This is a genomic window from Amycolatopsis sp. WAC 01375 (assembly GCF_003947325.1).
GTDB lineage: Bacteria > Actinomycetota > Actinomycetes > Mycobacteriales > Pseudonocardiaceae > Amycolatopsis.
In genome coordinates this window covers 73742-95984 of record NZ_QHHW01000017.1, presented here as the reverse complement: position 1 = coordinate 95984, position 22243 = coordinate 73742, and the positions used below count along the sequence as shown (strand labels likewise).

Below are 22243 nucleotides of genomic sequence, written 5' to 3'. Positions count from 1 at the left end.
AGCGCGGTCACCTATCCTCGGAAACGTGGCGGAGCTGCCCGGAGGTGAAGCGTCGCCGCGTGACCCTCAGGCGTACGCGCGGCTGCTGAAGGACGTCCACGACGCCGTCCTCTCCGGTGTTCCCGCGCCGCGTTCCCCCAGGTCGATCGTGTCGGCTTCGTGGAATCGCTCGCTCGCCGCGCGTGTCGACCCGGACAAGGGCGTCGCGCCATTGGTCTACGACTCCGGCGAAGTGCACGGGCTGCGCGACGAGCATCCGCTGGCGCCGGTGCTGCCGATCCTGCGGCAGACGCTGGTGAGCATCGCCGACGACGCCGAGCACATGATGATCGTGACCGACGCGGCCGGGCACATCCTGTGGCGTGAGGGCGCGGCGGGCGTGCTGCGGCGCGCGGACGGCGTGATGCTCGCCGAAGGCACCCGGTGGAGTGAAGACGTCATCGGGACGAACGCGATGGGCACCACGCTCGCCACCGGGGAACCGGTGCAGATCTACTCGGCCGAACATCTGGTGCGGACCTATCACGGCTGGACCTGCGCGGCGGCGCCCGTGCGCGATCCGGAGACCGGCGCGCTGCTCGGGTCGATCGACGTCAGCGGTCCGCTGCGGACGGTCCATCCCGCGATGCTCGCGCTGGTGACGGCGGCCGCGCAGCTCGCCGAAGGCCAGTTGCGGGCGCGGCTCGCGATGCGTGACGAACGGCTGCGGGCAGCGAACATGACTCATCTGGAAGCGTTACGCGGCGCGCCGGGAGCCCTGCTGTCGGCGAAGGGTCGCGTGCTGGCGGCCGAAGCCTGTGGCGATCTTCCCTCCACTGTGGACATCCGGCCCGGCGGCGGCGCGGTCACCCTGCCCGACGGACGGCTCGGCACGGTGGAGCCGTTGACCGAGGGCTACCTGCTGCGCCTCCGGAACCGGGCTCCGTCGAGGCGTCCCCGGCTCGCGCTGGAGTTCCTCACCGATGGGTTTCCATCGACCACAGTGGACGGCCGCGAGGTGCCGTTCACCTTGCGGCACGCGGAGATCCTCACTCTGCTCGCCCTGCATCCGGGCGGCCTTTCGGCGGAGCGACTGGCCTTGCTGCTCTACGGCGAGAGCGGCAACCCGGTGACCGTGCGCGCGGAGATCCACCGGCTGCGGACACAGCTCGGATCGGACATCGTGCAGACGCGGCCGTACCGGCTTTCCGCCGAGGTGGACGCCGACTTCCTGCGGGTCCGCGCGGCGCTCAGGACGGGCGACGTCCTCGGCGCCGCGAAAGCGTTCCGCGGTCCTCTGCTGCCCGAATCGGAGTCGCCCGCCGTGCGCGAGGAGCGCGAGTCGGTCACCGCGTCGGTCCGCCGCGTCGCGCTCGGCAGCGGGGACGCGGCGGCGCTGTGGTCGTACTGGGAGACGCCGTGCGGGGCCGACGACCTGGAGATCGTCGACGCGCTGTGCCGGGTGCTCCCGGACGGCGATCCGCGGCGCGCCGTCGCCTTCACCCATCGTGCTCGCCTGGAGCACTGAGTAGACAGCGTCTACATCAGTTTGATAGACAGTGTCTACAAGGTGAACTCGCGGTTACGGAGATCTGGATGGGCTACCAACGTTTCGTCGCGCTCGGCGACAGCTGCGCCGAAGGGCTGGCCGATCCGCATCCGTCGGGTGGTTTCTACCGCGGCTGGGCCGACTTCGTCGCGGCACGTCTCGCCGAGGAAGAGCCCGGTTTCCGCTACGCCAATCTCGCGGTCCGCGGCCGCAGGCTCGACCAGATCCACGCCGAGCAGACCCCGGCGGCGACCAGGCTCCGGCCGGATCTGATCGCGTTGTTCGGCGGCGGCAACGACGTGATGAGCCGCGGCTGGGACGCGCGCACGGTCGCCCGCCGCGTCGACACGGCCATCCGCGCCTGCACCGAGATCGCGCCGATGGTCGTCACCTTCACCCTCAGCGACATCTCCCACCGCATGCCGATGGGTCACCGCATGCGCCCGCGCCTCACCGCGCTGAACGACGCCGTCCGCGAGGCGTCCGTCAGCTACGGAGCGACCCTCGTCGACCTGTGGCCGGACGACGCCGCGCACGATTCTCGCTATTTCGGGCCGGATCGGCTGCATCTGTCCGAGCAGGGCCACCGACGCCTGGCCGGACACGTGCTCGGCAAACTCGGCGTCAGCCACGACCCGGCCTGGCTCGCGCCGCTGCCCGGTTCGGCCGGGCGCCCCGGCCTGCGCGCGGATCTGCGGTGGCTGACGCGGGAGGTCCTCCCGGTCGCGGTCACCCGTTTCCGCAACCGGCTCGTCGGCCGCCAGCCGGGCGACGGTTTCCTGCCGAAACGCCCCGACCTCCTGCCCGTCCACGAGGAGACCCGGTCGTGGGCGCCCGAACCCGCCTGATCGACACCGCGGCGAACCTGCTGGCCGAAGAGGGCGTCGGCGCCGTGACGCTGCGCGGGATCGCCAAGGCCGCCGGCGTTTCGCACGGCGCGCCGCTGCGTCATTTCCCCGGCCGCGCCGCCCTGCTCTCGGCGGTCGCCACCCGCGGCTACACCGAACTGCTCGATCGCGGCGCCGGGCTGCCGGACGGGACACCACGCGAACGGCTCATCGCGGCCTGCCACGGCTACCTCGATTTCGCGCTGGCCAATCCGGCGATGTTCGAGCTGATGTTCCGCCGCGATCTGATCGACGCGGACGATCCCGAGCTCACGCGGGTGAGCAGCGCGGTGTTCGACTTCTTCGCCGCGATGGTCGCCGAACTGCAGGAAGGCGGCTGGCATCCCTCGACCGATCCTCGGCTGCTCGCGTCCTCGCTGTGGGCGTCGCTGCACGGTCTCGCCCAGCTGTGGCTGTGGGGCGGGCTGGCAGGCGCGAGCTTCGCGCCGACACCGGAACGAGCGCTGGCCGTCACGCTGGACGCCTACCTCGGGTCGTGAATCAGACGCTCGAAATCCTTGCCCAGCACGGATTTCGCGGCATGCCAGCCGCCCATTCCGTGCACGCCGGGCCCCGGCGCCGTCGCTGCCGAACACAGGAAGACGCCGCCGAGCGGGGTCCGATGTGGATTCCAGCGCGGGACCGGCCGTCCGAGCATCTGCCGCAGGTCCACCGCTCCGGCGGCGATGTCACCGCCGGGATAGTTCGCGTTGTAGGCCTCGAGTTCCGGCGCGGTGACACAGCGGCCCGCCAGGATCGTGTCGGTGAACCCCGGCGCGAACCGTTCGATCCGCCGCCGGACGAGTTCGGTGACGTCTCGCGGATCCCCGTGCGGCACATGGCAATACGCCCAAACCGGCCGTTTGCCCGGCAACCCGCGGGACGGGTCGATCGCCATCGGATCGGACACGAGCACGAACCGGTCTTCCGGATCTTCCCCGCGCAGGATGGCGTTTTCGGCGGCGTACACCTGGTCGCGCGTTCCGCCGAGATGGACGGTGCCCGCCTTGCCGACCTCCGGTACCGCCCACGGAACCGGTTCGGACACCAGGAAATCGACCTTCGCCACGCCGGGACCGTAGCGGTAGGACTCCAGCGCCTTCCGGTATCGCGGCGGCAGCAGGTCGCGGGCCATTTCGAGGAAACCACGCGGGGCGATGTCGAGGATCACCGTGCGCGACTTCGCCAGCTGCCGCAGATCCGTGATCCGGCTGCCGGTGTGGATCCGGCCACCGTGCGCGCGGACGTCGGCGGCGAGAGCCTCGGTGATCGCTTGGCTTCCGCCGCGGACGATCGGCCAGCCCGTCGAATGCGCGAGATGGCCGAGCAGGAGCGTCGCGCCCGCGGCGGCGAGCGAAGGCTGACGGCTCATCACATGCGCGGAAACACCGGAGAGCAGCGCGGGCGCTTCGGGACCGGTGAACAGGCGCCGCTCCAACCCGGAAGCGAGCATCGCCATCCGGGCCGGGAGAAGGGCGGCGACCCGAGGGTCGCGGGGCGGCCGGCGCAGGTCCCCGAGCAGCAGATCGGCCAGTTCACGGCTGTGCCGGGCCAGCGGTCCCAGCAAGCGGCGCCACCGCGGGCCGTCCGTACCAAGGGCATCACAGGTCCGGTCGAGATCTTCATAGGCGAGTCCGGCCCGGTTACCGTCGAGCGGATGCGCGTACGCGATCTCCGGCCGCAGGAGGTCGACTCCGTGCCCGGCGAGACCGAACCAGCGGAAGAAAGGCGACGCCGCCGCCAGCGGATGTCCGGTGGCGCAGATGTCGTGACGGACTTCGTCGTCGAACAGCGACGCCGTCCTCGTTCCGCCGCCGATCTCGTCCGCCGCTTCGTGCACTTCGACCGACAGGCCCGCCCTGACCAGCAAGACCGCCGCCGCGAGCCCATTCGGGCCCGCACCGACCACCGACACGTCGATCGACATACCGCCCCCTTGCCGGGATGCGGACATCCCGCCCGAATATTGTCGGACCTCTCTCCTAGATTGATCCGCTCCAACCCAATCAGGAAGGAGGGCCATGCCCGACCATGACACGCTGCTCGCGCGCGTCCGGAAACTCCTCGCGAAGGCGGAGGACCCGGCGGTCACCGAGGCCGAAGCCGAGTCGTACAACACCAAGGCCGCCGAACTGATCGCCAGGTACGGCATCGATCAGGCGTTGCTGGCCGCCTCCGGGGCGACGGCGGACGAGATCACCCAGATCATGATCCCGCTCGACAACCCGTACAGCCGGGACAAGGCGGGACTGCTCACGAACATCGCGCATCCGCTGCGCTGCCGGGCCCTGCTCCACCGGCTCGGCCAGTCGGTCACCGCGGTGACGGTGTTCGGCTTCCGCTCCGATCTGGAACGGACGGAACTGCTGTACACGAGCCTGCTGCTGCAGGCGACCACCCAGCTGACCCGGGTCCGCCCGGAGAACCGGGTGTTCGCTGGCGAATCCCTGGCCGCGTACCGGCGCACCTGGCTGCACGGATTCTCCGGCGCGGTCTACGAACGGCTCCGCAACAGTGAAGACACCGCGGCCCGCACCCACACCACCGCGGCGGGCCATCGCTCCGCCGAACTGGTCATCCAGGACCGGACGGCGATGGTCAAACAGGCGTACGACGAGCAATACGGAGACCTGCGCTCGGCACCGCCGAGGCGGTTGTCCGGCAGCGGCTACCTCGACGGTCACTCCGCCGGCGAGCGCGCCAACCTCAACACCACCGGCATCACCGGACGGCGCCGCGCGCTGCCCGTACGCTAGTTCAGTACCGCATCCGCTTCACCCGCTTGACCTTCGCGTCTTCGGGCAGCGGACGAGCGCTCCCGCCGGGAGGAATCTCGTCCGGTTCCGGAGGACGGACATTGTGGATATGCGCCTCTTCGCAGGCACCGTGAAGATCGAAGTTGAGCCGAGCCACCGTGAGCGACAGGCGCCCGTTGGGCCCGCCTCGGACGACGTTCGCGTCGTGATCATCCTGCCCGTCGTCCTCCCAGAAGCAGACAGGGCAGATCTCGTACACGCCGCGCTCGCCCACCGTGAGATAGCCACAGCAAGGACAGGCGTGCACCCCGCCGCCTGGTCCGCACTCGGCTCGCATGGCTGAAATCCACCTCGTGAGAATCGCGTGTCCTCGGCTCTACTGAGGACATGATCGTAATCGAAGACCTGGCCACCCGGCCCGACCTGCGCGAGCCCGTGCTCGCCCTCGGCGGTGTCGGCGGTGAATTCCTCCGGCACGACCTGGCCGGTCTGCTGGCGAAGTCGTCCCACCTCGCCGCCCGCTGGCCGGAATACTTCCTCGTGCTGCTGAAAGACGATGTCCCGGTGGCGAGAGCGGCCGCCGTCCCGGTCGGCTTTCCGACGGCCGAACGCCCGGAACTGCCGGACCACGGCTGGGACGCCGCCTTGATCTGGGCCGCGGAAGATCTGCTGAGCACCCGTGAGACGAAGACGCTGATCGCACTCGAAGTAATGGTCGCGCCAGGCCGTCGTGGCGGCGGCCTGGCCACAAAAGCGTTGGAGGCATTGAAAAAGCGCGCCTCGGAAACAGGTATGCGCAAGCTCGTCGTGCCGGTCCGCCCGGCCGGGAAGGAGAATGCGCCAGGACTGTCCTTTGAGGACTACATCGCGCGCCGTCGCGCGGACGGGCTGCCGGAAGATCCGTGGCTGCGCACTCATGAACGGGTCGGCGCCCGGTTCGTGAAGGTGGCGCCGTTCGCGATGACGGTCACCGGCATCTTCGCCCAATGGAAGGCGTGGACCGGCGTCGACCTCCGGGACGGTCTCACGGCCGTGCCGGGCGGGATCGCGCCGGTGCTCGCCTCCTCGGCACTGGACCTCGGCGTCTACGTGGAGCCGAACGTCTGGCTGGAGTACCTGGTAGATCAACCCGGCACCTGCTAGATTTCTTTGGCATGTGCAGGAGCGCGGCATGACCGCCACCGGACCGTCCGGCGACGAGCTGCTGCGACTGCTGGGGGCGCTGGCGAATCCACACCGGCTGCGGATCGTGGCGGCGCTGCGTGCGGAGCGCGCGTATGTGAGCCAACTGGCGCGAGCGCTCGGCATCAGCCGCGCGCTGTTGCAGCTCCACCTGCGCAAACTGGAGGCGGCCGGGCTCGTGTCGGCCGCACTGGAGCTGTCGGAGGACGGGAAAGCGATGAAGTTCTACGAGGTGAATCCGTTCTTGATCGAGCTGAGCCCGGACACCATCGCCGCCGCGGCGCCGACGCTGAGCACACCGGCACCGGGTGACGAGGGGGAACGACCGTGAAGTGGCATCAATGGCAGGAGGTCGCCGGGCTGATCGGCATCTTCGTGTTCCTCACCGTGGTGATCACGGTGGTCGTGTGGCAATTCGGCGCGACCATCCGGGCCAAGGGCGCCCTCGCCCGCGAGCACGAATACCGCAGGCTCGCCGAAAAAGCCGTCCAGGCGCAGGAAGAGACCGAACGCAAACTCACCGAACTCGACGGACGCCTCGCCGATCTACGGAAGAGCGTCGGCACGGTCGAGCGGATCCTCAAGGAGGTCGACTGACCACCGGTGAAAGACCCTGGGCCGCCGAGCGGCAACTCGACGGCCCAGGAAAGAAGAAGCAAAAACCTCGCCCGAGGCATCTCACTCCTTCACGCAAAGGACTGTAGTTCATGCTGCCCGAAAAGATCGCCGCCTGGTCTCTGCGGCACCGCGCAGTCACCCTCGTCGGCTGGGTCGCCCTCGTGGTCCTCGCCCTGCTGTCGGGAATGCTGCTGGACGGCGAAAGCCGTCGAAGCACCGATCCCGGCGAGTCCGGTCGCGCACAGACCGCTTTGAATGCCCAGGACACTTTCGAACCGTTACGCGAGAACGTTCTCGTCCAGGCGAATGAACCCGGCTCGCGACCGTTCGCCACCGACGAGGAACTCCGGCGAGCGACCGAAGACCTGGTGACGACACTCACCCGATCCGGCTCCGTCACCGACGTCCGCTCACCGCTGGCCACCGACGGTGCCGAGCGGATCTCGGCCGACGGCTCGTCCGGCCTCGTCGGCTTTTCGATCGCGGGCGGGGAGAAGGACATCCGCCCGAACTTCGAAACCGCGTCCGCACTGGTCGACAAGGTCGCTTCCCGGCATCCGTCCGTCCGGCTGGGCCAGTCCGGGGATCTCAGCCTGTCGACCGTGGTCGACAAGGGCATCCGGGAGGACGTGAAGCGTTCGGAACTCCTTTCGCTGCCGCTGACGCTGGTGATCCTGCTGATCGTTTTCGGCGCGCTGGTCGCGGCGTCGGTGCCGTTGTTGCTCGCGGGCACGACCGTCGCGGCGACATTCGGCTTCCTGTCCGTCGTCGACGACTTCACCCCGATCAACGGCGCGACCACGGTGATCACGCTGCTCATCGGGATGGCGGTCGGCGTCGACTATTCGCTGTTCTTCCTGAGGCGGCAACGAGAAGAACGCGCGCGCGGCCACTCCGTCGACGACGCGATCCGCATCGCGGCGCGGACCTCCGGGCACGTCGTGGTCGTCTCCGGCGTCACGGTGGTCCTGTGCGTGAGCGGGCTGGTGTTCACCGGACTCGACAACTTCACCGGCCTCGCGATCAGCACGGCGTTCGTGGTCGGGCTGGCCGTGCTCGGCGCGGTCACCGTCCTCCCGGCGCTGCTCTCGCTGCTGGGCGGCAAGGTCGATCGCGGCCGGATTCCCTGGCTGGGCAAGCGCCGCACCGCCGCGGAGAAGTCACGGTTCTGGTCCGCGACGGCCCGCGTCGTCACCCGGCGGCCGTCGCTGTGGGGCGGACTCGCGGTGGCGCTGCTGATCCTGCTCACGCTCCCCGCCCTCGGCATGCGGCTGCAGGATCCGACACCGGCGGAGAGCCTGCCGCGGTCGGTCGCGACGATCGACGTCGCCGTCCGCACCCAGGAAGCCTTCCCGGGAGCCGTCTACCCCGCGACGGTGGTGCTGACGGCCGAAACCGGCGGCCCGGTCGACAGCCCGGCGCTGCGGTCGGCGATCACGGATCTCGACCGGCGGATCGGGGAGACCTCCGGCGTGCTCAACAAACCCGTCACGGTGGCGAACGTCGACGACGCCGTGGTCGTCCGGGTCCCGCTGTCCGGCGCGGGCCGCGACGCGGAAGCCGATGCGGCGCTGGCGAAACTGCGCAACGAGGTACTCCCGCAGACGATCGGCGAGGTGGACGGAGTCGAGTTCGCGGTTTCGGGGCGCACGGCGAGCGCCCGCGACTTCGCCGACCGAGTGGTCGAGCGGATGCCGCTGGTGTTCGGGTTCGTCCTGCTGGCGGCGTTCGTGTTGCTGCTGCTGGCTTTCCGGTCCGTGGCGGTGGCGCTCGGGTCGATCTTGCTGAACCTGTTGTCGATCGGCGCGGCGTATGGCGTGCTCACCTGGATCTTCCAGGACGGCCATTTCGCTTCCCTGCTGGGATTCACCCCGTACGGCGGGGTCGTCGGCTGGCTGCCGATGTTCATGTTCGTCCTGCTGTTCGGGCTGAGCATGGACTACCACATCTTCATCCTGAGCAGGATCCGCGAACACCGGGCCGAAGGCGCCGTCACCGCGATCGTCCGCGGCACCGGCACCAGCGCGGGGGTGATCAGCGGTGCGGCGGTGATCATGGTCGGCGTGTTCAGCGTCTTCATCACACTGAGCGCGATCGAGTACAAGATGATGGGCGTCGGGATGGCGGTCGCCGTGCTGATCGACGCCACGCTGGTCCGCGGTGTGCTGCTGCCCGCTCTCCTGACCACGCTGGGAGAACGGGCCTGGCGGCGCGACGGTAAATCCGTGGCCCTCGAACGCGTCCCGGAACTATCGTCGCCGAATGCCTGACGCGCTCTTCGCCCACGCCCGGCTCGCGCCGATCTACGACGCCTTCGACGGCGCTCGCGACGACCTGGACCACTACCTCGCCATCATCGGCGAGCTCGGGGCGAAGAGAGTGCTCGACGTCGGCTGCGGCACCGGCTGTCTGGCGGTTCTCCTGGCCGGTCGCGGGATCGAGGTCGTGGGGGTCGATCCGGCCGAGGCGTCGTTGGAGATCGCGAGGGCCAAGGACCCTCAGGGGAAGATCACCTGGGTCCACGGTGACGCGAAGGCCGTGGGCGCGGCGGGCGCCGAGCTCGCGGTGATGACCGGGAACGTGGCACAGGTCTTCCTGTCCGACGGCGAATGGCGCCGGACGCTCGAAGGCGTCCGCACCGCGTTGGTGCCCGGTGGTCACCTGGTGTTCGAGATCCGGCGCCCCGGTCGCCGCGTGTGGGAGGACTGGGCCGCGGACACCGCGCACGACATCATCGACGTTCCCGGCGTCGGCGAGGTCGAGCAATGGCGTGAGGTCACCGAGGTGGACCTCCCGTTCGTGTCGTTCCGGTACAGCTACCGGTTCGCCGACGGCGAGGTCGTCACCTCGGACTCGAAGCTGTGGTTCCGCGAACGTGAAGATCTCGAATCCTTGCTGGCCGAACACGGCTTTCGCGTCCTGGACGTCCGGGACGCCCCCGACCGTCCAGGACGCGAGTACGTGTTCATCACCCAGCGGGACTAGAGGACTTCGCCGTCCGGAACGGTTTTCGGCCCGGTGATCTTCACGTCGCCGCGGACGACGACGTTCTTCCCGAAGGTGACGTCGCCGTCCACCGAGAGGCTCGTGCACTCCTTCAGCGAAGGGGCGGAAGGGATACGCGCGTCGAAGTCCGGCAGGAGCTTGTAGAACTCCTTGCTCAGCGACACGACCGGCGGGGCGGTGAACTCCGGGATCATCTCCCCGCCCTCGTCGAGCACGTACGCGTCGGACCGGACGACGAGCAGGTCGTCGGTGGTCTTCACCGGCGCGAAGCGGCTCCGCGGGATCTCGATGGCCCGCGCGCCCTCGACCGAGCCGATCGCCGCGCCCATCGCCGTCTCGAGCTGGATCACCGGCGTACTGGCCGAATCGGCCGGATCGACGGTCTTCCGGTTCACGATCAGCGGCAATTGCGGCGCGGCCGGGTCGGCGTCCTGCAGGGCTTTCAGCCGTTCGAGGTCGACCCAGATGTTGTTGGTGTTGTAGAAACGCCATTTGCCGACATCGCCGAACGAGTCGTCGCCGTCGGGGACCTGCGCGGATTCACGCAGGACGATCCGGCCCGCGCGCCGCGCGAGGTGCCCGCCCTTGCGGTCGGCAGCGGTGCCGAGCACGGTCTCCATCGCGAACGGGACGTTCTCGCTCGCGAGCCACGCGGCGATCCGCGCGTCCGGCAGCGCGCCGAGGTTGTCGGCGTTGGACACGAAACACCAGCGGATGCCCTCCGCCAGCAGCGTTTCGAGCATCCCGCTCACCGCGAGCGCGATGTAGATGTCGCCGTGTCCCGGCGGGCACCATTCGAGTTCCGGGTTCGCGGGCCATTCGGCGGGCCGCCCGTCGGCGGTGATCTTCGGTTCGCGGCCCTGCAGGAAGTCGGCCGGGATGACGTCGTCGGCGAGATCGGGGTACTTTTTCAGCAGTTCAAGCGAAGGTTCGCGGGTGCCCGCCGAATTCATCAGGATCAGCGGAAGCCGCGCGTTGTACTTCTCGCGGGTCGAAAGCACCTGCATGGCGATGACGTCGAGGAACGTCTTCCCCGGCTTGATCTCCAGCAGCGACTTCGGACCGGTGAGCCCCATGCTCGTGCCCAGCCCGCCGTTGAGCTTCAGGACGGCGGTGCGGTCCAGCACCCGGCGCGCTTCTTCGGCGTCCGGCTCTGGCAGGTCGACGAGCCTGCTGATGTCTTCGAGGGGTTCGAGTTCGTTTCCCGGCAATTGACCAGCGCCGGGTTCGGACAGCTGCTCGAGACGCCTTCGCAGGGCGGCCAGCTCCATGGCGTGGGCCCCCGCGGAACGCATTTTCGACAGCGTTTCGGCGAACTGATCGGACAGGTGCGCGTCAGAGCTCATTGTGCCCTTTCTGAACCACTGCGTCGGGGCGTCAGTCTATTACCGGTCGCGGCGCCAGGCCGTGCTCCGGGGTCAGTACCCCGGTCATGCGGACGTCATGCGGTTCCGCGGGCAACTCACGCACGAGTTCGGTGTCGCGGACTACCGCGATCAGCGCCGCACCGGGCGCGGCGAAGGCGAGCGACCGGTCGTAGTAGCCGGCACCCCGGCCCAGCCGGACGCCTTGATCGTCGACGGCGAGCGCGGGGATCAGCACCAGATCCGCCGTCCCCAGCGTGTCGGGACCGAGGCGGCGCCCCGTCGGTTCGAGCAGCCCCCGCAGCCGGCCGGGCCCAAGGCTCGGCGGGCCTTCGTAGACGGCCCACTCCAGCGGCCCCGGCGCTTCGGGGACGACTGGCAGCAGCACACGTTTCCCCAGGTCGAGAAGTTGATCAAGCAGTCCCGTCGAGCCGGGTTCGGTACCGAACGGGACGTAGGCGCAGACGACCTCGCCCGGCAGCCGAGCGGCCGCGACGGTGAGCGCCGCGGCCTCCCGCAGCCGCTCTTCCGCCACCTGCGAACGTCGTTCGGCGGTTATCCGGGAACGCCACTCCGCTTTGCTCAGGTGTTCATTGCCGGGCTCGACCACGCGGTCAGGTTAGGCTTCACGCCTATGACAGGCGCAGCGACCACCCCGGCGGCACGGACCACGAGGAGCTTGCCCGATCGGGCGATTTCCGCGGCTTCGGACCGCATCACTCCTGGTAACGGTGGTGAACTTCAGTTCACCGACGGGCCTTCATCGCGTGCCTGGTCGAACGAACGGATCGAGATCCCCCAGTCATGACGGAGCCCATCGCCGAAGCGGCAGAGACCGAAGACGCGGGACAGTTCCGTTCCGTCGAGGATCAGATCGCGCTGACCCTGGACGCCGCGGTACGCCCGCGTCCGGTCCGGGTCGCCATCTCCGAGGCCCAAGGCCTCCTGTGCGCCGAAGAGGTCGTCGCCGAACACGCGCTGCCCGGTTTCGACCAGGCTGCCGTCGACGGCTACGCGGTACGAAGCGTCGATGTCCGCACCGCGGGCCAAGAGCCGGTGCAGCTGCCGGTGGTCGGCGAGATCGCGGCCGGTTCCCGCCAGCCGCGGCGGCTACAGCCGGGCCAGGCCGTGCGGGTCGACACCGGCGCGCCGCTGCCGACACTCGCCGACGCCGTCGTCCCGACCGCCTACACCGACGGTCACCAGGCCAAGGTCACCGTGCACAAGTCCGTGCCGTCCGCGGGCTACGTGCGCAGGACCGGCGAGGACGTGCAGATCGGCGACGTCGCCGTACGCAAGGGCGACACCATCGGCTCGGCCCAGGTCGGCCTGCTCGCCGCGGTCGGCCGGGCGAAGGTCCTGGTCTACCCGCGGCCGCGGGTTTCGATCGTGTCGGTCGGCGACGAACTGGTCGACATCGACCGCACGCCGTCGGTCGGGCAGGTCTACGACGTCAACTCCTACGCGCTGTCCGCCGCCGCGCGCGACGCGGGCGCCGAGGTGAGCCGCGTCGGCATCGTCCCCGGCGATCCGAAACGGCTGCGCGAGATCGTCGAAGGCCGCCTGCTGATGTCGGAGATCGTCGTCGTCGCGGGCGGCGCCGGCGGAAGCGCGGGCGACGAGGTGCACGCGGCACTGTCCGACCTCGGCCACATCGACATGACCCGCGTCGCCATGCATCCCGGTTCGGTGCAGGGCTTCGGCAGGCTCGGCCCCGATTCGGTGCCGACGTTCCTGATCCCCGGCAACCCGATGAGCGCGCTGGTCGTGTTCGAGGTCCTGGTCCGCCCGCTGATCCGTGCCGCGCGCGGCACCCGCAACCCGCACCGCCGGATCGTCGGCGCGCGGCTGCTCTCCCCGATCACCTCGACCAAGGGCCGCAAGGGTTTCCTGCGCGGGCAACTCCTGCGTGACGAGGGCAACGGCGAGTACCTGGTGCAGCCGCTGGGCACCTCCGGCGCGCATCTGCTGGCGTCACTGGCCGAGGCGAACTGCCTGATCAACATCGACGAAGACCTCACCGAGGTCGCCGCGGGCGAGCAGGTCAAGGTGACCTTCCTGGCCCAGCGGGCGTAATGGGCGCACCGATTTCCGGCGTCGCGTATCCGATCGAGAGCAGGCATCCGGGCTGGCCCGCGAAGCTGGGGCCGCTCCGGGTGCCCGCCGGGATCCTCGCCGTCCGGCCGATCCGGCTACGGGACGCCGGCGAGTGGAGCCGCGTCCGGCTGCGGGATCGCGAACACCTCGAAATGTGGGAACCGACCGGTGTCGGGCCGTGGCCGGACCGCAACGCGTACTGGTCGTGGCCGTCGCAATGGCTGGCCCTGCGCGGGCTGGCCCGGCGCGGGCAATGTCTCCCGTTCACCATCACGGTGGATGGACGCTTCGCCGGGCAGATCACTGTGGGTAACGTCATCCGGGCGTCGCTCCGGTCCGCCTGGATCGGCTACTGGGTGTCATCGGACATCGTCCGCGGCGGCGTCGCGACCGGCGCCGTCGCCCTCGTCACCGACCACGTCTTCGACTTCGGCGGGCTACACCGGCTCGAGGCCACCGTCCGCCCCGAAAACACCCCCAGCCTGCGGGTTCTCGCCAAAGCGGGGTATCGCCAAGAGGGCCTTTTCGAGCGATATCTCGACGTCGCGGGCGGCTGGCGCGACCACTTCTGCTACGCCGTCACCAAGGAGGAAACCGGTGACGGACTGGTGTCGCGGCTCGTCGCGAAGGGCCACGCGGAGCGCGTTTGACCCCGTCACCGGGTCGTTTCGGTGACCGCGTTACCACATGCTGTGAGATTCACCTAATTTGGTGATGCATTTTCCGTGATCGAAACCGGCGAGTCTGCGCGGCGTGTGTGACTGTTGTGGCTAGCGTGACTACAGCAGTGGATCGGGGGAGGTGACGGGAGATGCCCAGTTCGGTGATCATCGTCGCGCTCGCAGCGGCATGGCTCGTCGTTCTCGTGCCCATGGTCGCCCGCAAGCGCCAGCAGGTCGCACGGACGACGGACTCGGCCTTGGCGGCGCGAGTCGTGCGGAGCGGGAGCACACGCCACGAGGGACCGGAGGAGTTCGCGATGGCGGAGAACACGGAACCATCGGTAGAAGACGACCTGGCCGAACTCGAGGCGGAGCTCGACGCCGACCTCGAAGACGAGGAGCCGGAAGCCGAACCGCTTCCCCAGCCCTCGCACGCGGCCCGTCCCGAAAGAGAACGCCAAGGCGCCGGCTACCGGCCGGGCCGGGGCGGATTCGACCCGGAGGCGGCGGACATGGCCGCCCGCGCCAAATACGCGTTCCGGCAGCGGGTCGTCATCGCGCTCCTGGTGCTGGTCGTCACCACCGCGGCCGTCGCAGGCTTCCTGACCCCGACGGTCTGGTGGGCGAACGGTGTCGTCGACGCGGGCCTCATCGGCTACCTCGCGTACCTGCGCCGCCAGGTGCGCATCGAAAACGAGATCCGGCAGCGCCGCCTCGCCCGCTTCAACAACACCCGCGCCCCGCGCCGCCCGGCGACCGCCGACGACGACGACGAGTCCCATGAGTCCCACGAGGACGTCGAGGTCGTCGCCGCCGAACGCCCGGCCGTCGTGGAGCGCAAACCGTCCCCGATGTCCCGCCTCCGGCGCCAAGCCGTCGTCGTCGACCTCGACGACGAGGATCCGGCCTTCCACGAGCTCGATGAGCCCGGGACCAGGCCTTTCCGCCGGGCTGCCGGAGAGTGACCCCCGGATTTCGGGGCTCCATGAGCCACTGATAGGCTCATGGAGCTCCAAATGAGGGGCAAGTTTCACCAGGGGCTGTAGCGCAGTTGGTAGCGCGTCTCGTTCGCATCGAGAAGGTCAGGGGTTCGATTCCCCTCAGCTCCACCGAAAGTTCGATTTTCGCGGTTTGACCTGCGGGTTTGCATGCCACAGTACCCTCTCGCTCATGGCACGAGCGAGAGGGTTTTCGCTGTTCAGGACATGTTTGGTGTTTTAGTCCAGTACTGTGCGGGCCTGGTGGGCTGACGTTGTTCAGGTCACAGCGTGGCGGGCCACAGCTCATGGTTGGTGATGCGGTCGTCGGCGAGGGGAGCCGACGGAAGAGCATGCGTTTGAGTAGTCGCTGGTGGTTCTCGGTGCAGCCTTGGTAAGCCTAAGCCAGTATCACGAAGCTATCGACGGCATGAACTGACTGTTCCGTGGCTCACCTCGCCAAGCGCCGAAGAAGGTGCCGCACCGGCGGAGGTCCAGACTGGCCGCGAGCCTGCTTGCCGATCTTGTCGTGTTCAAGCAGGGAGATCAATTGGAGCGGACCGTCGGCGACAGGTCGCCGATCGGCACCACAAACTCAGCGGTAGGCAGTCTCGTTCGAACGGGCTTCCGTACTGCGCTACAGGTCCGCCGTCAGTTTCGCGTTGCGTCCCTGACCAGCACCATCCCGCCCTGGTGGCGATCCCATGCCGCCTCGTCGCGCCCGGCGAGGCGTAGGTTGGACGCCTCCAGTGCGCGTTGCACCGCCCAGCCGGGGCGAGCTGAGCGAAATGCCGTACTCGTCGTTGCCCGCGTAGCCGTCATAGCCGAACCGCAGGCCTTATACGCGGCGAGCAGGCGATCGGTGGCACGCGTATCGAGCCCCTAGTCGCCGTCGGCGATTATCGTGCTCATGCCCGCCACGATGCGTGCGACGGTCTAATCCAGCGTTTCGCTCATCCGGCAACCTCTCTTGGTGAATCCCCGAACGGCAGCGACTTTCGGCGAGCCGGCCCGTCAACCGTATCGGGTTCTTGATCTTGCGTTGGCGGGAAGTCACAGGCCCTCGGCTTCCTCCTGCGTGATCGGTATGAGATCGCCGCCCATGCTGTCGCGTTCGAGCTTGCTGCGGACGTAGCTGCGCCGCCAGCCGGACGAAGTGTGCGTCTCCTCCAGGTTGTACCCCTGAGGACTGATCCACGTCCGGATCGCCAGAACCGTCCTGCCGAGCTCCACGAGCTTGAAGTACTCGTACTTTCCGTCAACTGGGTCGAACATGTGGACACGGGCGTACTGGATGGCCTCGAACCCGAGCCCAGCCTCCTCGGTGATCGGGCGAATCTCAGCGCTTCCATCGGCCTCGACATCGCTTAGTTCCCTCGAAGGCTCCCAGGCGAGCTCGTCGGTGAAAGCCTCCTCATGCAGGACGCCCTGCGCGTCAACCCATCGACGGCAGACCAGCGCAGGTTCCTCAACACGAGGGAAGGCAGTTGTCATGATCGCGTAGTACAGATACTGCCATTCCATAGGATCCTCGTTCCGCAACGAGCCGCGCCCCTGGCTGTGGCCACCAGGGGCGCGTCCGTTGTGACTGTCGTTAAGGTTTGGTGGGCGAGATGTTGATCGCGCCCACGGGTGTCTCGACCGGACCGAAGATGAGCGCGGACTGCCGCTCGAATTCTTCGATCTCCTCCAGGATCCTGATGCGCACTGCCGCTCGCTCACGTTCAGGGTACTGGTTGAAGTCGACCGCTTCGAGCGCTCGCTTCTGCTCGTAGCCCCAGTGCTCGACTCTGTCCTTGGCGTGGAAACTCTCCGGCGTGTGGAACTGGACCTCGAACAGCTGTCCGTCCTTCGTCCTGTACGTGACGTTGATGCCGGGATAGTTGCCCTGGCCCGCTTCCTTCTTCACCCAGAAGTTCTTGACCTTGACCTCTTCGAAGTGCTTGGCGAACTCCCACAGCGCGTTCTGGGCGCCGAGCGCGTAGGTGCCCTTGGGGAAGTTGATCGTGTACCGGACAGCGTCGTTCATCTTGTCCGCGACCTGGTCCGGCGATCGCTTCGGCGGCGTCGGATCTCCGGGCTTGTCCGCCTTCGGGTTCATCTCGTCGAACAGCTTGCGCTTGTACGAAGGGTAGGGGGCCTGCCCCTTGTCCTTCAGCTCGTAGCTTTGGCCCACGCGCTCCGCCGTCGGGATCTTCTTCGCGACCTCGTCGACCTTGGCCGTGATCGCCGGCTCCCGGGCTTTGGCTTCGTCCATCTTTCGGTTGGCCCAGGCGTTGTCCTCGGGCGAGAGCCGGACCTTCAGCGCACCCAGCGACGTACCGGCTTGGTATCCAAGGTCAATGTCGTGCTCGTAGGAATTGTCCGGGTTGGTCTTCGGTCCCTCATTTTTTCCGCAACCCGCAGAGGCCACCGCCATGGCAGCGACTGGACAGTACTTCGGTGGCTCGACCTTCAGCTTGGCGCCGTCGAGTCTCGCCAGGCCGTTCTCGATCCGCAGCGTGCCGCCTTCGAGGCGGATGATCGCCCCGTCAACGAGATTCGGCGAGCCCTCCGGCCGGACCGTGAACGGCTCCATCCGGTACAACCGCTCGTCGACGACCGCGATGGCGCCGTCGAACTTGGCATCTCCGTTGTCGAAACGCGCCTTCAGGTTGAGGAGCTCACCGACCGCATTCGGCAACTTGTCGCGGACGGACTCGTGCAGCTTGACCGCATAACGCTCCAGATCGGCCAACTGCTTCGACAGCGGGCCGGAGCCGCCGTCGATCTTCTTGGAAAGTGTTCGGACGGTCTTCCACGCCGCACCGCCACTGCCACCAGCGTAAATGGTGGCTACGGTGGCGGTGATGTCGAACGCGAGCCCGCCGAACGCCTTGCCGGGGTTGGTCTGCCACTCAGGCAGATTGATCCACATGTACGGGTTCTCGATGGCGTAGATGGCGCCGTCGAGGATCTCCTTGCACTTTGACCAGTTACCCGTGTCCACGCCGGAGATGACGCAGCCGCCGACCTCCCACACGGTGACGAACGGGCTGACTGCAGCTGCGGCGAAACCCTTGATCGCTTCCCAGGAGAATTCGAGGGCCTTCTTCGTTTTCTCGTGATATCGCGTGCAGGCGTCCGCATCGACGCCGGACGAGCACCAGAACCAGTCTTCGATGTAGTTGCCCAGGGCTTCAAGATCCGCCCCGATCCGCTCCTTGATCTTGCCCAGCAGCTCCTGGCATTTCGGATCCAACGTGTCGGACTTGCACTTGATGGCCGTCATCAGGGTGTCGAACGTCAGCTTGTTCAGCTCTTGCCGCTTGCGCTCGGCCTCCCCCGCGGCCAGGCGCACAGCTTCGTCGTACCGCTTGCGGATGTCGATGACCTGCTTCAGGCGGTCGCTGACCGACTGCTCGAAGGCGTCGAAGCCCTTGGTGACTTCCAGCGCGGCGCTGCGGATCCTCTCCGCCGCTCCCGCTGCTTGGCCCGCCGCCGCTGCGGCCGAAGATGCGGCGTTGGCGGACTGGCTTGCCAGTGTCGCGTCGGACCGGGCCGAGTTCGCCCACTGCGCGGCCGTGGCCGCCGAGCCCGACGCAGCAGTCGCGTGCTGCGCCGCCGTGTTCGCCGCGTCGTTGGCGGTGAGTGCGTCCTGTGCGGCCGCGTTCGCCGCGGCGACGGCGCGGGCGGCCGCCTCATAGGCCGGTTTGATGTCGGCGACGGCCTCGTCGGCCGCTTTCTGCGCACGGACCGCGGCCGCTGCCGCTTCTGTCGCCTTCCCCCGTGCCAGACGGGATTGTTCCTCGCTGATGAGCAGTGCTTCGGCGGCGCTCGCCAGCGCTCTGCGGGCGTCGGCGTTGATCCCGGCGAACGGCTTGAGGATGCTTTCCGCCGCCCGCACGGGATCGATGACCAGTTCGGCGGATGCTGCCGCAGCTGCTGCCGCTCGGTCCGCGATCATGGACTGGTACACGGACTGGTTGGCCTCACGCACTGCGGACTCGGCCTCGCGCTGCACCATCTCGGCCGCGTTGTTGGAGGCGACTGCCGCGTTCGCGGCCTCCAGCGCGAGGCGGTGCGTTTCGTCCGCAGCACGGCGTGCCGTCACCGCTTCCTGGTTCGCGCGCATCGCCGCCTGGTGCGCCGCGTTCGCCGCGTTCGTCGCCTTCTGCGCCTCGGCACGCGCGGTGGCCGCAGCGGCCCTGGCCCGGCTCGCCCACGCCTCCGACTGGGCGGCGGCGGCCTTGGCCTTGTTGGCCTCGGCCTCGATACGCCGGTACTCGTCCCAGGCCTCGCCACCGAGCTGCTCGGCCTTCCTGAGCGCGTCCAGCAGCTTCGGCTCGTACTCGTGGTAGAGCGCGGCGTACTGGCCGTAGACGGTCTCCGCGTCCTTGAGCTCTTGCCCGAGCTGCGCGGCCTTCTGGACTGTCGCGTCCATGTCGGCCTTGTACTGGACAGCGTTGTTGTAGGCGGTCGTGGCGTCCTTGGACTTGGCGATAGCGTTCTTGGCCGCGCTTTGCGCGTTCGCCCGGGCGGTGCGGGCGTTCGCGGCGTGCTGCTTGGCCTGCGCCGCCTTTTGGGCGGCAAGGTTCTTCTGCTGTTCGGCGCGGTCGCGGGCTGCGAGGGCGATGTCACGCTGAACCCTCGCCGCCGCGGCCAGGTCGAGTGCCCGCTGCGCCTGGCGTTCGGCTTCCGCGCGGTACTTGTGAGCGTTGTTCGCGTGCTCCTGCGCGTTGCGGTCCGCATCGAGCGCGCGGCTGTCGGCCAGCGTCGCCTCGATCGCGTGCTGTGAGGTCTCCGCAGCGAACGCGGTCGCCTCGACGGCATGACTGATGCCGATGGTGACCTTGGCCCAGTCCAGGCCGTTGGTCAGACCTGCCTCGACGAGGCGGGCCGCGGCGTTGTGGACCTGGGTGTTGATACCCCGGGCTTCCCCGGCGACGCGGCCGCCTCGCGCGGCGTACTCCGTCGCCTCGGCACGCAACGCGTCGATGTCCTGGTTTCGCCCCTTGGCACCGTTCACCCGGCCGGGCTTATCTTCCTGGAAGATCTTGTCGGCCTTGTGCGCCGCCTTCACGGCCATCTGCATCGCGAACAGGCCGTCTTCCATGACCTTGACGGCGTTGATGTTCGCACGCATGATCTCGGCCCGTGCGTCCGCCGCCGCTTCCGCGCGTCGCGCCAAGGCGTTGAGCTCGGTGATCGCCTTGTTGCGATCCTCCAGCGCCTTCTCGATGACCTGCTGGAAATCGTGATCGCGCTGGTTCGCCTCGGCGTAACCGGTCAGGTAGAACTCACGGATGCGGGCGTAGTCGCCGGTCAGCAGGATCGCTTCGCCCTCGACCTGCACTTGTGGTCCACCCTGCGCGACCATGTCCCGCACGCGCCCGGTGATGCGATCCTGTTCGGCCTTCGAGTCTTCGGCGTCCTTCTGGTCCTGCTTCTCGGCGATTTCCTTGCCGTAGGCGACGAAGTCGGCGATCACCTTGTCGTCGCCGGAGTCGAGTGCTGTCTGCGCCCCGGCCCGGACGTGCGGTCCGCCGGTCTGCGCCCAGCCCTGCACCAGTTCCCGGTTCTTCGCCGCAGTGACACGTTTACGTTCCGCCGCCTTGGCCTTGGCCTCCGCCTCGCCGTAGTCGAGGAACCAGATGATCCTCGCCGGATCGTTCGAGTCCAGCGCCGCCTGCGCGGCCTCCCGGACCTCGATGTCGGGCGCGTGCTTGGCGATGTCCTCGACCAGCTCACGGTTGAACTGGTCCTCGTCGTCCAGGGGAGGGGGATCCTCCGACACGACGGTCGTGGCCGCGACAGCAGGCGCCGTCGCGGGCGCCGCAGCGGCCTGGGCGGGGACAAGGCCGCCCAGCAAAGCCATGATCATCGTGAGGACTACGGCCGTCACCGGTCTGCGCCACAGCGCGGCGCCAGTAGATGTCTTGTTCATGCGGTTACTGATCCCCTCGGTCCCGCTCGGTGGCCGCTGTGGCGTTCGCTCGTGCTTGTGCGGCGATCGCCTGCCAAGCGCTTGCCTGCTGGATGGCCCACTCGGCCTCATCGGCCCACGACGTGTTGCCCTGCTCGGCGCGGGCGAGGACACTTGCCCAGTCCTGTCCGGTCGTCGCGGCACGGGCGTGCGCGGCGACCTCGGCCCACGCCGCGGCCTGAGAAGCCGCCTTGTCCCGTTCGGCCGTCCAGTCCACAGACGACTGACTTGCTTGGTCGTCGATCGAACGCCACGCCGCGATCGCGTCGGCGCGCGCCTTCCGCGCGAGCTCACCGCTCGACTCACGCTCGGCCTTCTCAGCAGCAAGCGCGGCCTCGGTCAGCAGCCGGATCTTGCTGTGCCACAGGGCGTTCAGATCCGCCGCGGTGCGACGGAAGGCCTCGTCGTCCAGCTTCGCGGCGCTCGCCCAGTAGTACTTGAAGAACAAGCCGATCGCGACATCGTCACCGACCGACAATGCGCGCCCCGCGGCGGCCCGTACCTGCGGGCCGGGATCGTGCGCGGCGAGCTCAGCGACGTAGTCGCGATCAGCCCGTGCCTGCGCGGCGATCTTCTCCTCGTACCTGTTGTCGTTGATCTGGTCCAGTTCTTGCGCTTTCGCGAGGCCGCTCTGGACATAGTCGACTTTTTCACTGTCCGAGCCCAGCAGAACGCGGGAAGACGTAGCACGCACCGCGCTCCCGGGAATCGAAAACCTGTTGACATCCAAAATGTATCGGGTATTACGGGCGACTGTCTCCGCTGCCCGGTTCTTCGCTTTCTGATATCCGAAATCCAGGAATTCCCTTATCGCCTCGGCTCCCCTGGAGCTGAGTATCGCGTGCCAGGCCTCAGCCGTTACTTCCGGCCGGTAATCCCGCGTCGCTATCCGCCGGACACGACTGCGTTCCACCTGTTCCACCTGGTCAGCCGCATCGGCGACGGCGATGACGTCTCCGCCTGCCGCTGCGGGCGAGCCGGCCGAAACGATACCTCCGGCAGCGATTGCCGCGACCAGTGCCGTGCGCATGAGTACATGACGGCCCAATTTGTTCCCCCTAATGAATCCCCCGAACAAACAGCCTGGCGAGCAAGAATGCTCGCCTAAGTCTTAGCACGCCTCGAACGCAGGCGATCAGTGATCTAGACCACTCGTGGTTGCTGGCCCCGTGTGAGTCATGTCAATGTTCAAGAAACATTG

General features: G+C 68.2%; 19 protein-coding genes and 1 tRNA gene. 13 read left to right on the top strand and 7 right to left on the bottom strand.

Annotated features, from left to right (window positions below):
• Nucleotides 1-25: 25 nt before the first annotated feature.
• The 3 genes from DL991_RS07810 (at nucleotide 26) to DL991_RS07800 (ending at nucleotide 2915) form a co-directional block, all read left to right on the top strand.
• The gene (locus DL991_RS07810; protein ID WP_125782448.1) at nucleotides 26-1507 is read left to right on the top strand and encodes a helix-turn-helix domain-containing protein; all 1482 of its coding nucleotides are present in this window, start codon (nucleotides 26-28) and stop codon (nucleotides 1505-1507) included.
• A gap of 68 nt (nucleotides 1508-1575) precedes the next feature.
• The gene (locus DL991_RS07805) at nucleotides 1576-2376 is read left to right on the top strand and encodes an SGNH/GDSL hydrolase family protein (RefSeq protein WP_125782446.1); all 801 of its coding nucleotides are present in this window, start codon (nucleotides 1576-1578) and stop codon (nucleotides 2374-2376) included.
• Entirely contained in the window at nucleotides 2355-2915 is a 561-nt protein-coding gene (locus DL991_RS07800) for a TetR/AcrR family transcriptional regulator (protein WP_125782444.1), read from the top strand. Before DL991_RS07805 ends, DL991_RS07800 begins: the two co-directional genes overlap by 22 nt.
• On the opposite strand, the gene DL991_RS07795 is transcribed toward DL991_RS07800, so the two are convergent.
• Nucleotides 2900-4342 carry an NAD(P)/FAD-dependent oxidoreductase gene (locus DL991_RS07795; protein WP_125782442.1) on the bottom strand — a complete coding sequence of 481 codons (1443 nt, stop codon included), beginning with the start codon at nucleotides 4340-4342 and terminating at the stop codon, nucleotides 2900-2902. The genes DL991_RS07800 and DL991_RS07795 overlap by 16 nt on opposite strands.
• A 94-nt stretch (nucleotides 4343-4436) precedes the next feature.
• Between DL991_RS07795 and DL991_RS07790 the strand changes: the two genes are divergently transcribed.
• Nucleotides 4437-5171 (top strand): DUF2786 domain-containing protein, encoded by a 735-nt coding sequence (locus DL991_RS07790; protein WP_125782440.1) that lies wholly within the window; start codon nucleotides 4437-4439, stop codon nucleotides 5169-5171.
• 1 nt (nucleotide 5172) lies between these two features.
• Here DL991_RS07790 and DL991_RS07785 read toward each other — a convergent pair whose 3' ends face one another.
• A complete protein-coding gene (locus DL991_RS07785; RefSeq protein ID WP_125782438.1) occupies nucleotides 5173-5508 on the bottom strand; it encodes a CPCC family cysteine-rich protein in 336 nt (111 codons plus the stop codon).
• A 50-nt stretch (nucleotides 5509-5558) separates the two neighbouring features.
• On the opposite strand from DL991_RS07785, the gene DL991_RS07780 reads away from it, so the two are divergent.
• The 5 genes from DL991_RS07780 (at nucleotide 5559) to DL991_RS07760 (ending at nucleotide 9956) form a co-directional block, all read left to right on the top strand.
• Nucleotides 5559-6314, top strand: a complete 756-nt coding sequence (locus tag DL991_RS07780) for a GNAT family N-acetyltransferase (RefSeq protein ID WP_125782436.1) — start codon at nucleotides 5559-5561, stop codon at nucleotides 6312-6314.
• Between the two features lie 28 nt (nucleotides 6315-6342).
• Nucleotides 6343-6684: a metalloregulator ArsR/SmtB family transcription factor gene (locus DL991_RS07775; RefSeq protein WP_125782434.1), complete on the top strand. Its 342-nt coding sequence runs from the start codon at nucleotides 6343-6345 to the stop codon at nucleotides 6682-6684.
• The gene (locus DL991_RS07770; protein WP_125782432.1) at nucleotides 6681-6950 is read left to right on the top strand and encodes a hypothetical protein; all 270 of its coding nucleotides are present in this window, start codon (nucleotides 6681-6683) and stop codon (nucleotides 6948-6950) included. The genes DL991_RS07775 and DL991_RS07770 overlap by 4 nt, the downstream gene beginning before the upstream one ends.
• Nucleotides 6951-7060: 110 nt before the next feature.
• The gene (locus DL991_RS07765; protein WP_125782430.1) at nucleotides 7061-9241 is read left to right on the top strand and encodes an MMPL family transporter; all 2181 of its coding nucleotides are present in this window, start codon (nucleotides 7061-7063) and stop codon (nucleotides 9239-9241) included.
• Nucleotides 9234-9956, top strand: a complete 723-nt coding sequence (locus DL991_RS07760) for a class I SAM-dependent methyltransferase (RefSeq protein WP_125782428.1) — start codon at nucleotides 9234-9236, stop codon at nucleotides 9954-9956. The genes DL991_RS07765 and DL991_RS07760 overlap by 8 nt, the downstream gene beginning before the upstream one ends.
• On the opposite strand, the gene DL991_RS07755 is transcribed toward DL991_RS07760, so the two are convergent.
• Complete coding sequence (locus tag DL991_RS07755; protein ID WP_125782426.1) at nucleotides 9953-11323, bottom strand: UTP--glucose-1-phosphate uridylyltransferase; 1371 nt, start codon at nucleotides 11321-11323, stop codon at nucleotides 9953-9955. The two genes, DL991_RS07760 and DL991_RS07755, sit on opposite strands and share 4 nt — an antisense overlap.
• A 31-nt stretch (nucleotides 11324-11354) precedes the next feature.
• The gene (locus DL991_RS07750; protein ID WP_125782677.1) at nucleotides 11355-11927 is read right to left on the bottom strand and encodes a 5-formyltetrahydrofolate cyclo-ligase; all 573 of its coding nucleotides are present in this window, start codon (nucleotides 11925-11927) and stop codon (nucleotides 11355-11357) included.
• A 218-nt stretch (nucleotides 11928-12145) separates the two neighbouring features.
• Here DL991_RS07750 and glp point away from each other — a divergent pair, with 218 nt between their 5' ends.
• The 4 genes from glp to DL991_RS07730 all read left to right on the top strand — a co-directional run bounded on the left by glp (nucleotide 12146) and on the right by DL991_RS07730 (nucleotide 15209).
• Nucleotides 12146-13417, top strand: coding sequence for a gephyrin-like molybdotransferase Glp (gene glp / locus DL991_RS07745; protein ID WP_005155621.1), 1272 nt, complete (start codon nucleotides 12146-12148; stop codon nucleotides 13415-13417).
• A complete protein-coding gene (locus tag DL991_RS07740) occupies nucleotides 13417-14088 on the top strand; it encodes a GNAT family N-acetyltransferase (protein WP_125782424.1) in 672 nt (223 codons plus the stop codon). Before glp ends, DL991_RS07740 begins: the two co-directional genes overlap by 1 nt.
• Nucleotides 14089-14249: 161 nt before the next feature.
• A complete protein-coding gene (gene glpR, locus DL991_RS07735) occupies nucleotides 14250-15065 on the top strand; it encodes a gephyrin-like molybdotransferase receptor GlpR (protein ID WP_125782422.1) in 816 nt (271 codons plus the stop codon).
• A gap of 71 nt (nucleotides 15066-15136) precedes the next feature.
• Nucleotides 15137-15209: transfer RNA gene (locus tag DL991_RS07730), tRNA-Ala, on the top strand.
• A gap of 921 nt (nucleotides 15210-16130) precedes the next feature.
• On the opposite strand, the gene DL991_RS07720 is transcribed toward DL991_RS07730, so the two are convergent.
• From DL991_RS07720 to DL991_RS07710, 3 genes are all read right to left on the bottom strand, one after another.
• Complete coding sequence (locus DL991_RS07720; RefSeq protein WP_125782420.1) at nucleotides 16131-16601, bottom strand: hypothetical protein; 471 nt, start codon at nucleotides 16599-16601, stop codon at nucleotides 16131-16133.
• 70 nt (nucleotides 16602-16671) lie between these two features.
• Complete coding sequence (locus tag DL991_RS07715) at nucleotides 16672-21003, bottom strand: ALF repeat-containing protein (RefSeq protein WP_158632634.1); 4332 nt, start codon at nucleotides 21001-21003, stop codon at nucleotides 16672-16674.
• Between the two features lie 4 nt (nucleotides 21004-21007).
• Nucleotides 21008-22072 (bottom strand): hypothetical protein, encoded by a 1065-nt coding sequence (locus DL991_RS07710; protein WP_125782416.1) that lies wholly within the window; start codon nucleotides 22070-22072, stop codon nucleotides 21008-21010.
• Nucleotides 22073-22243: the final 171 nt, after the last annotated feature.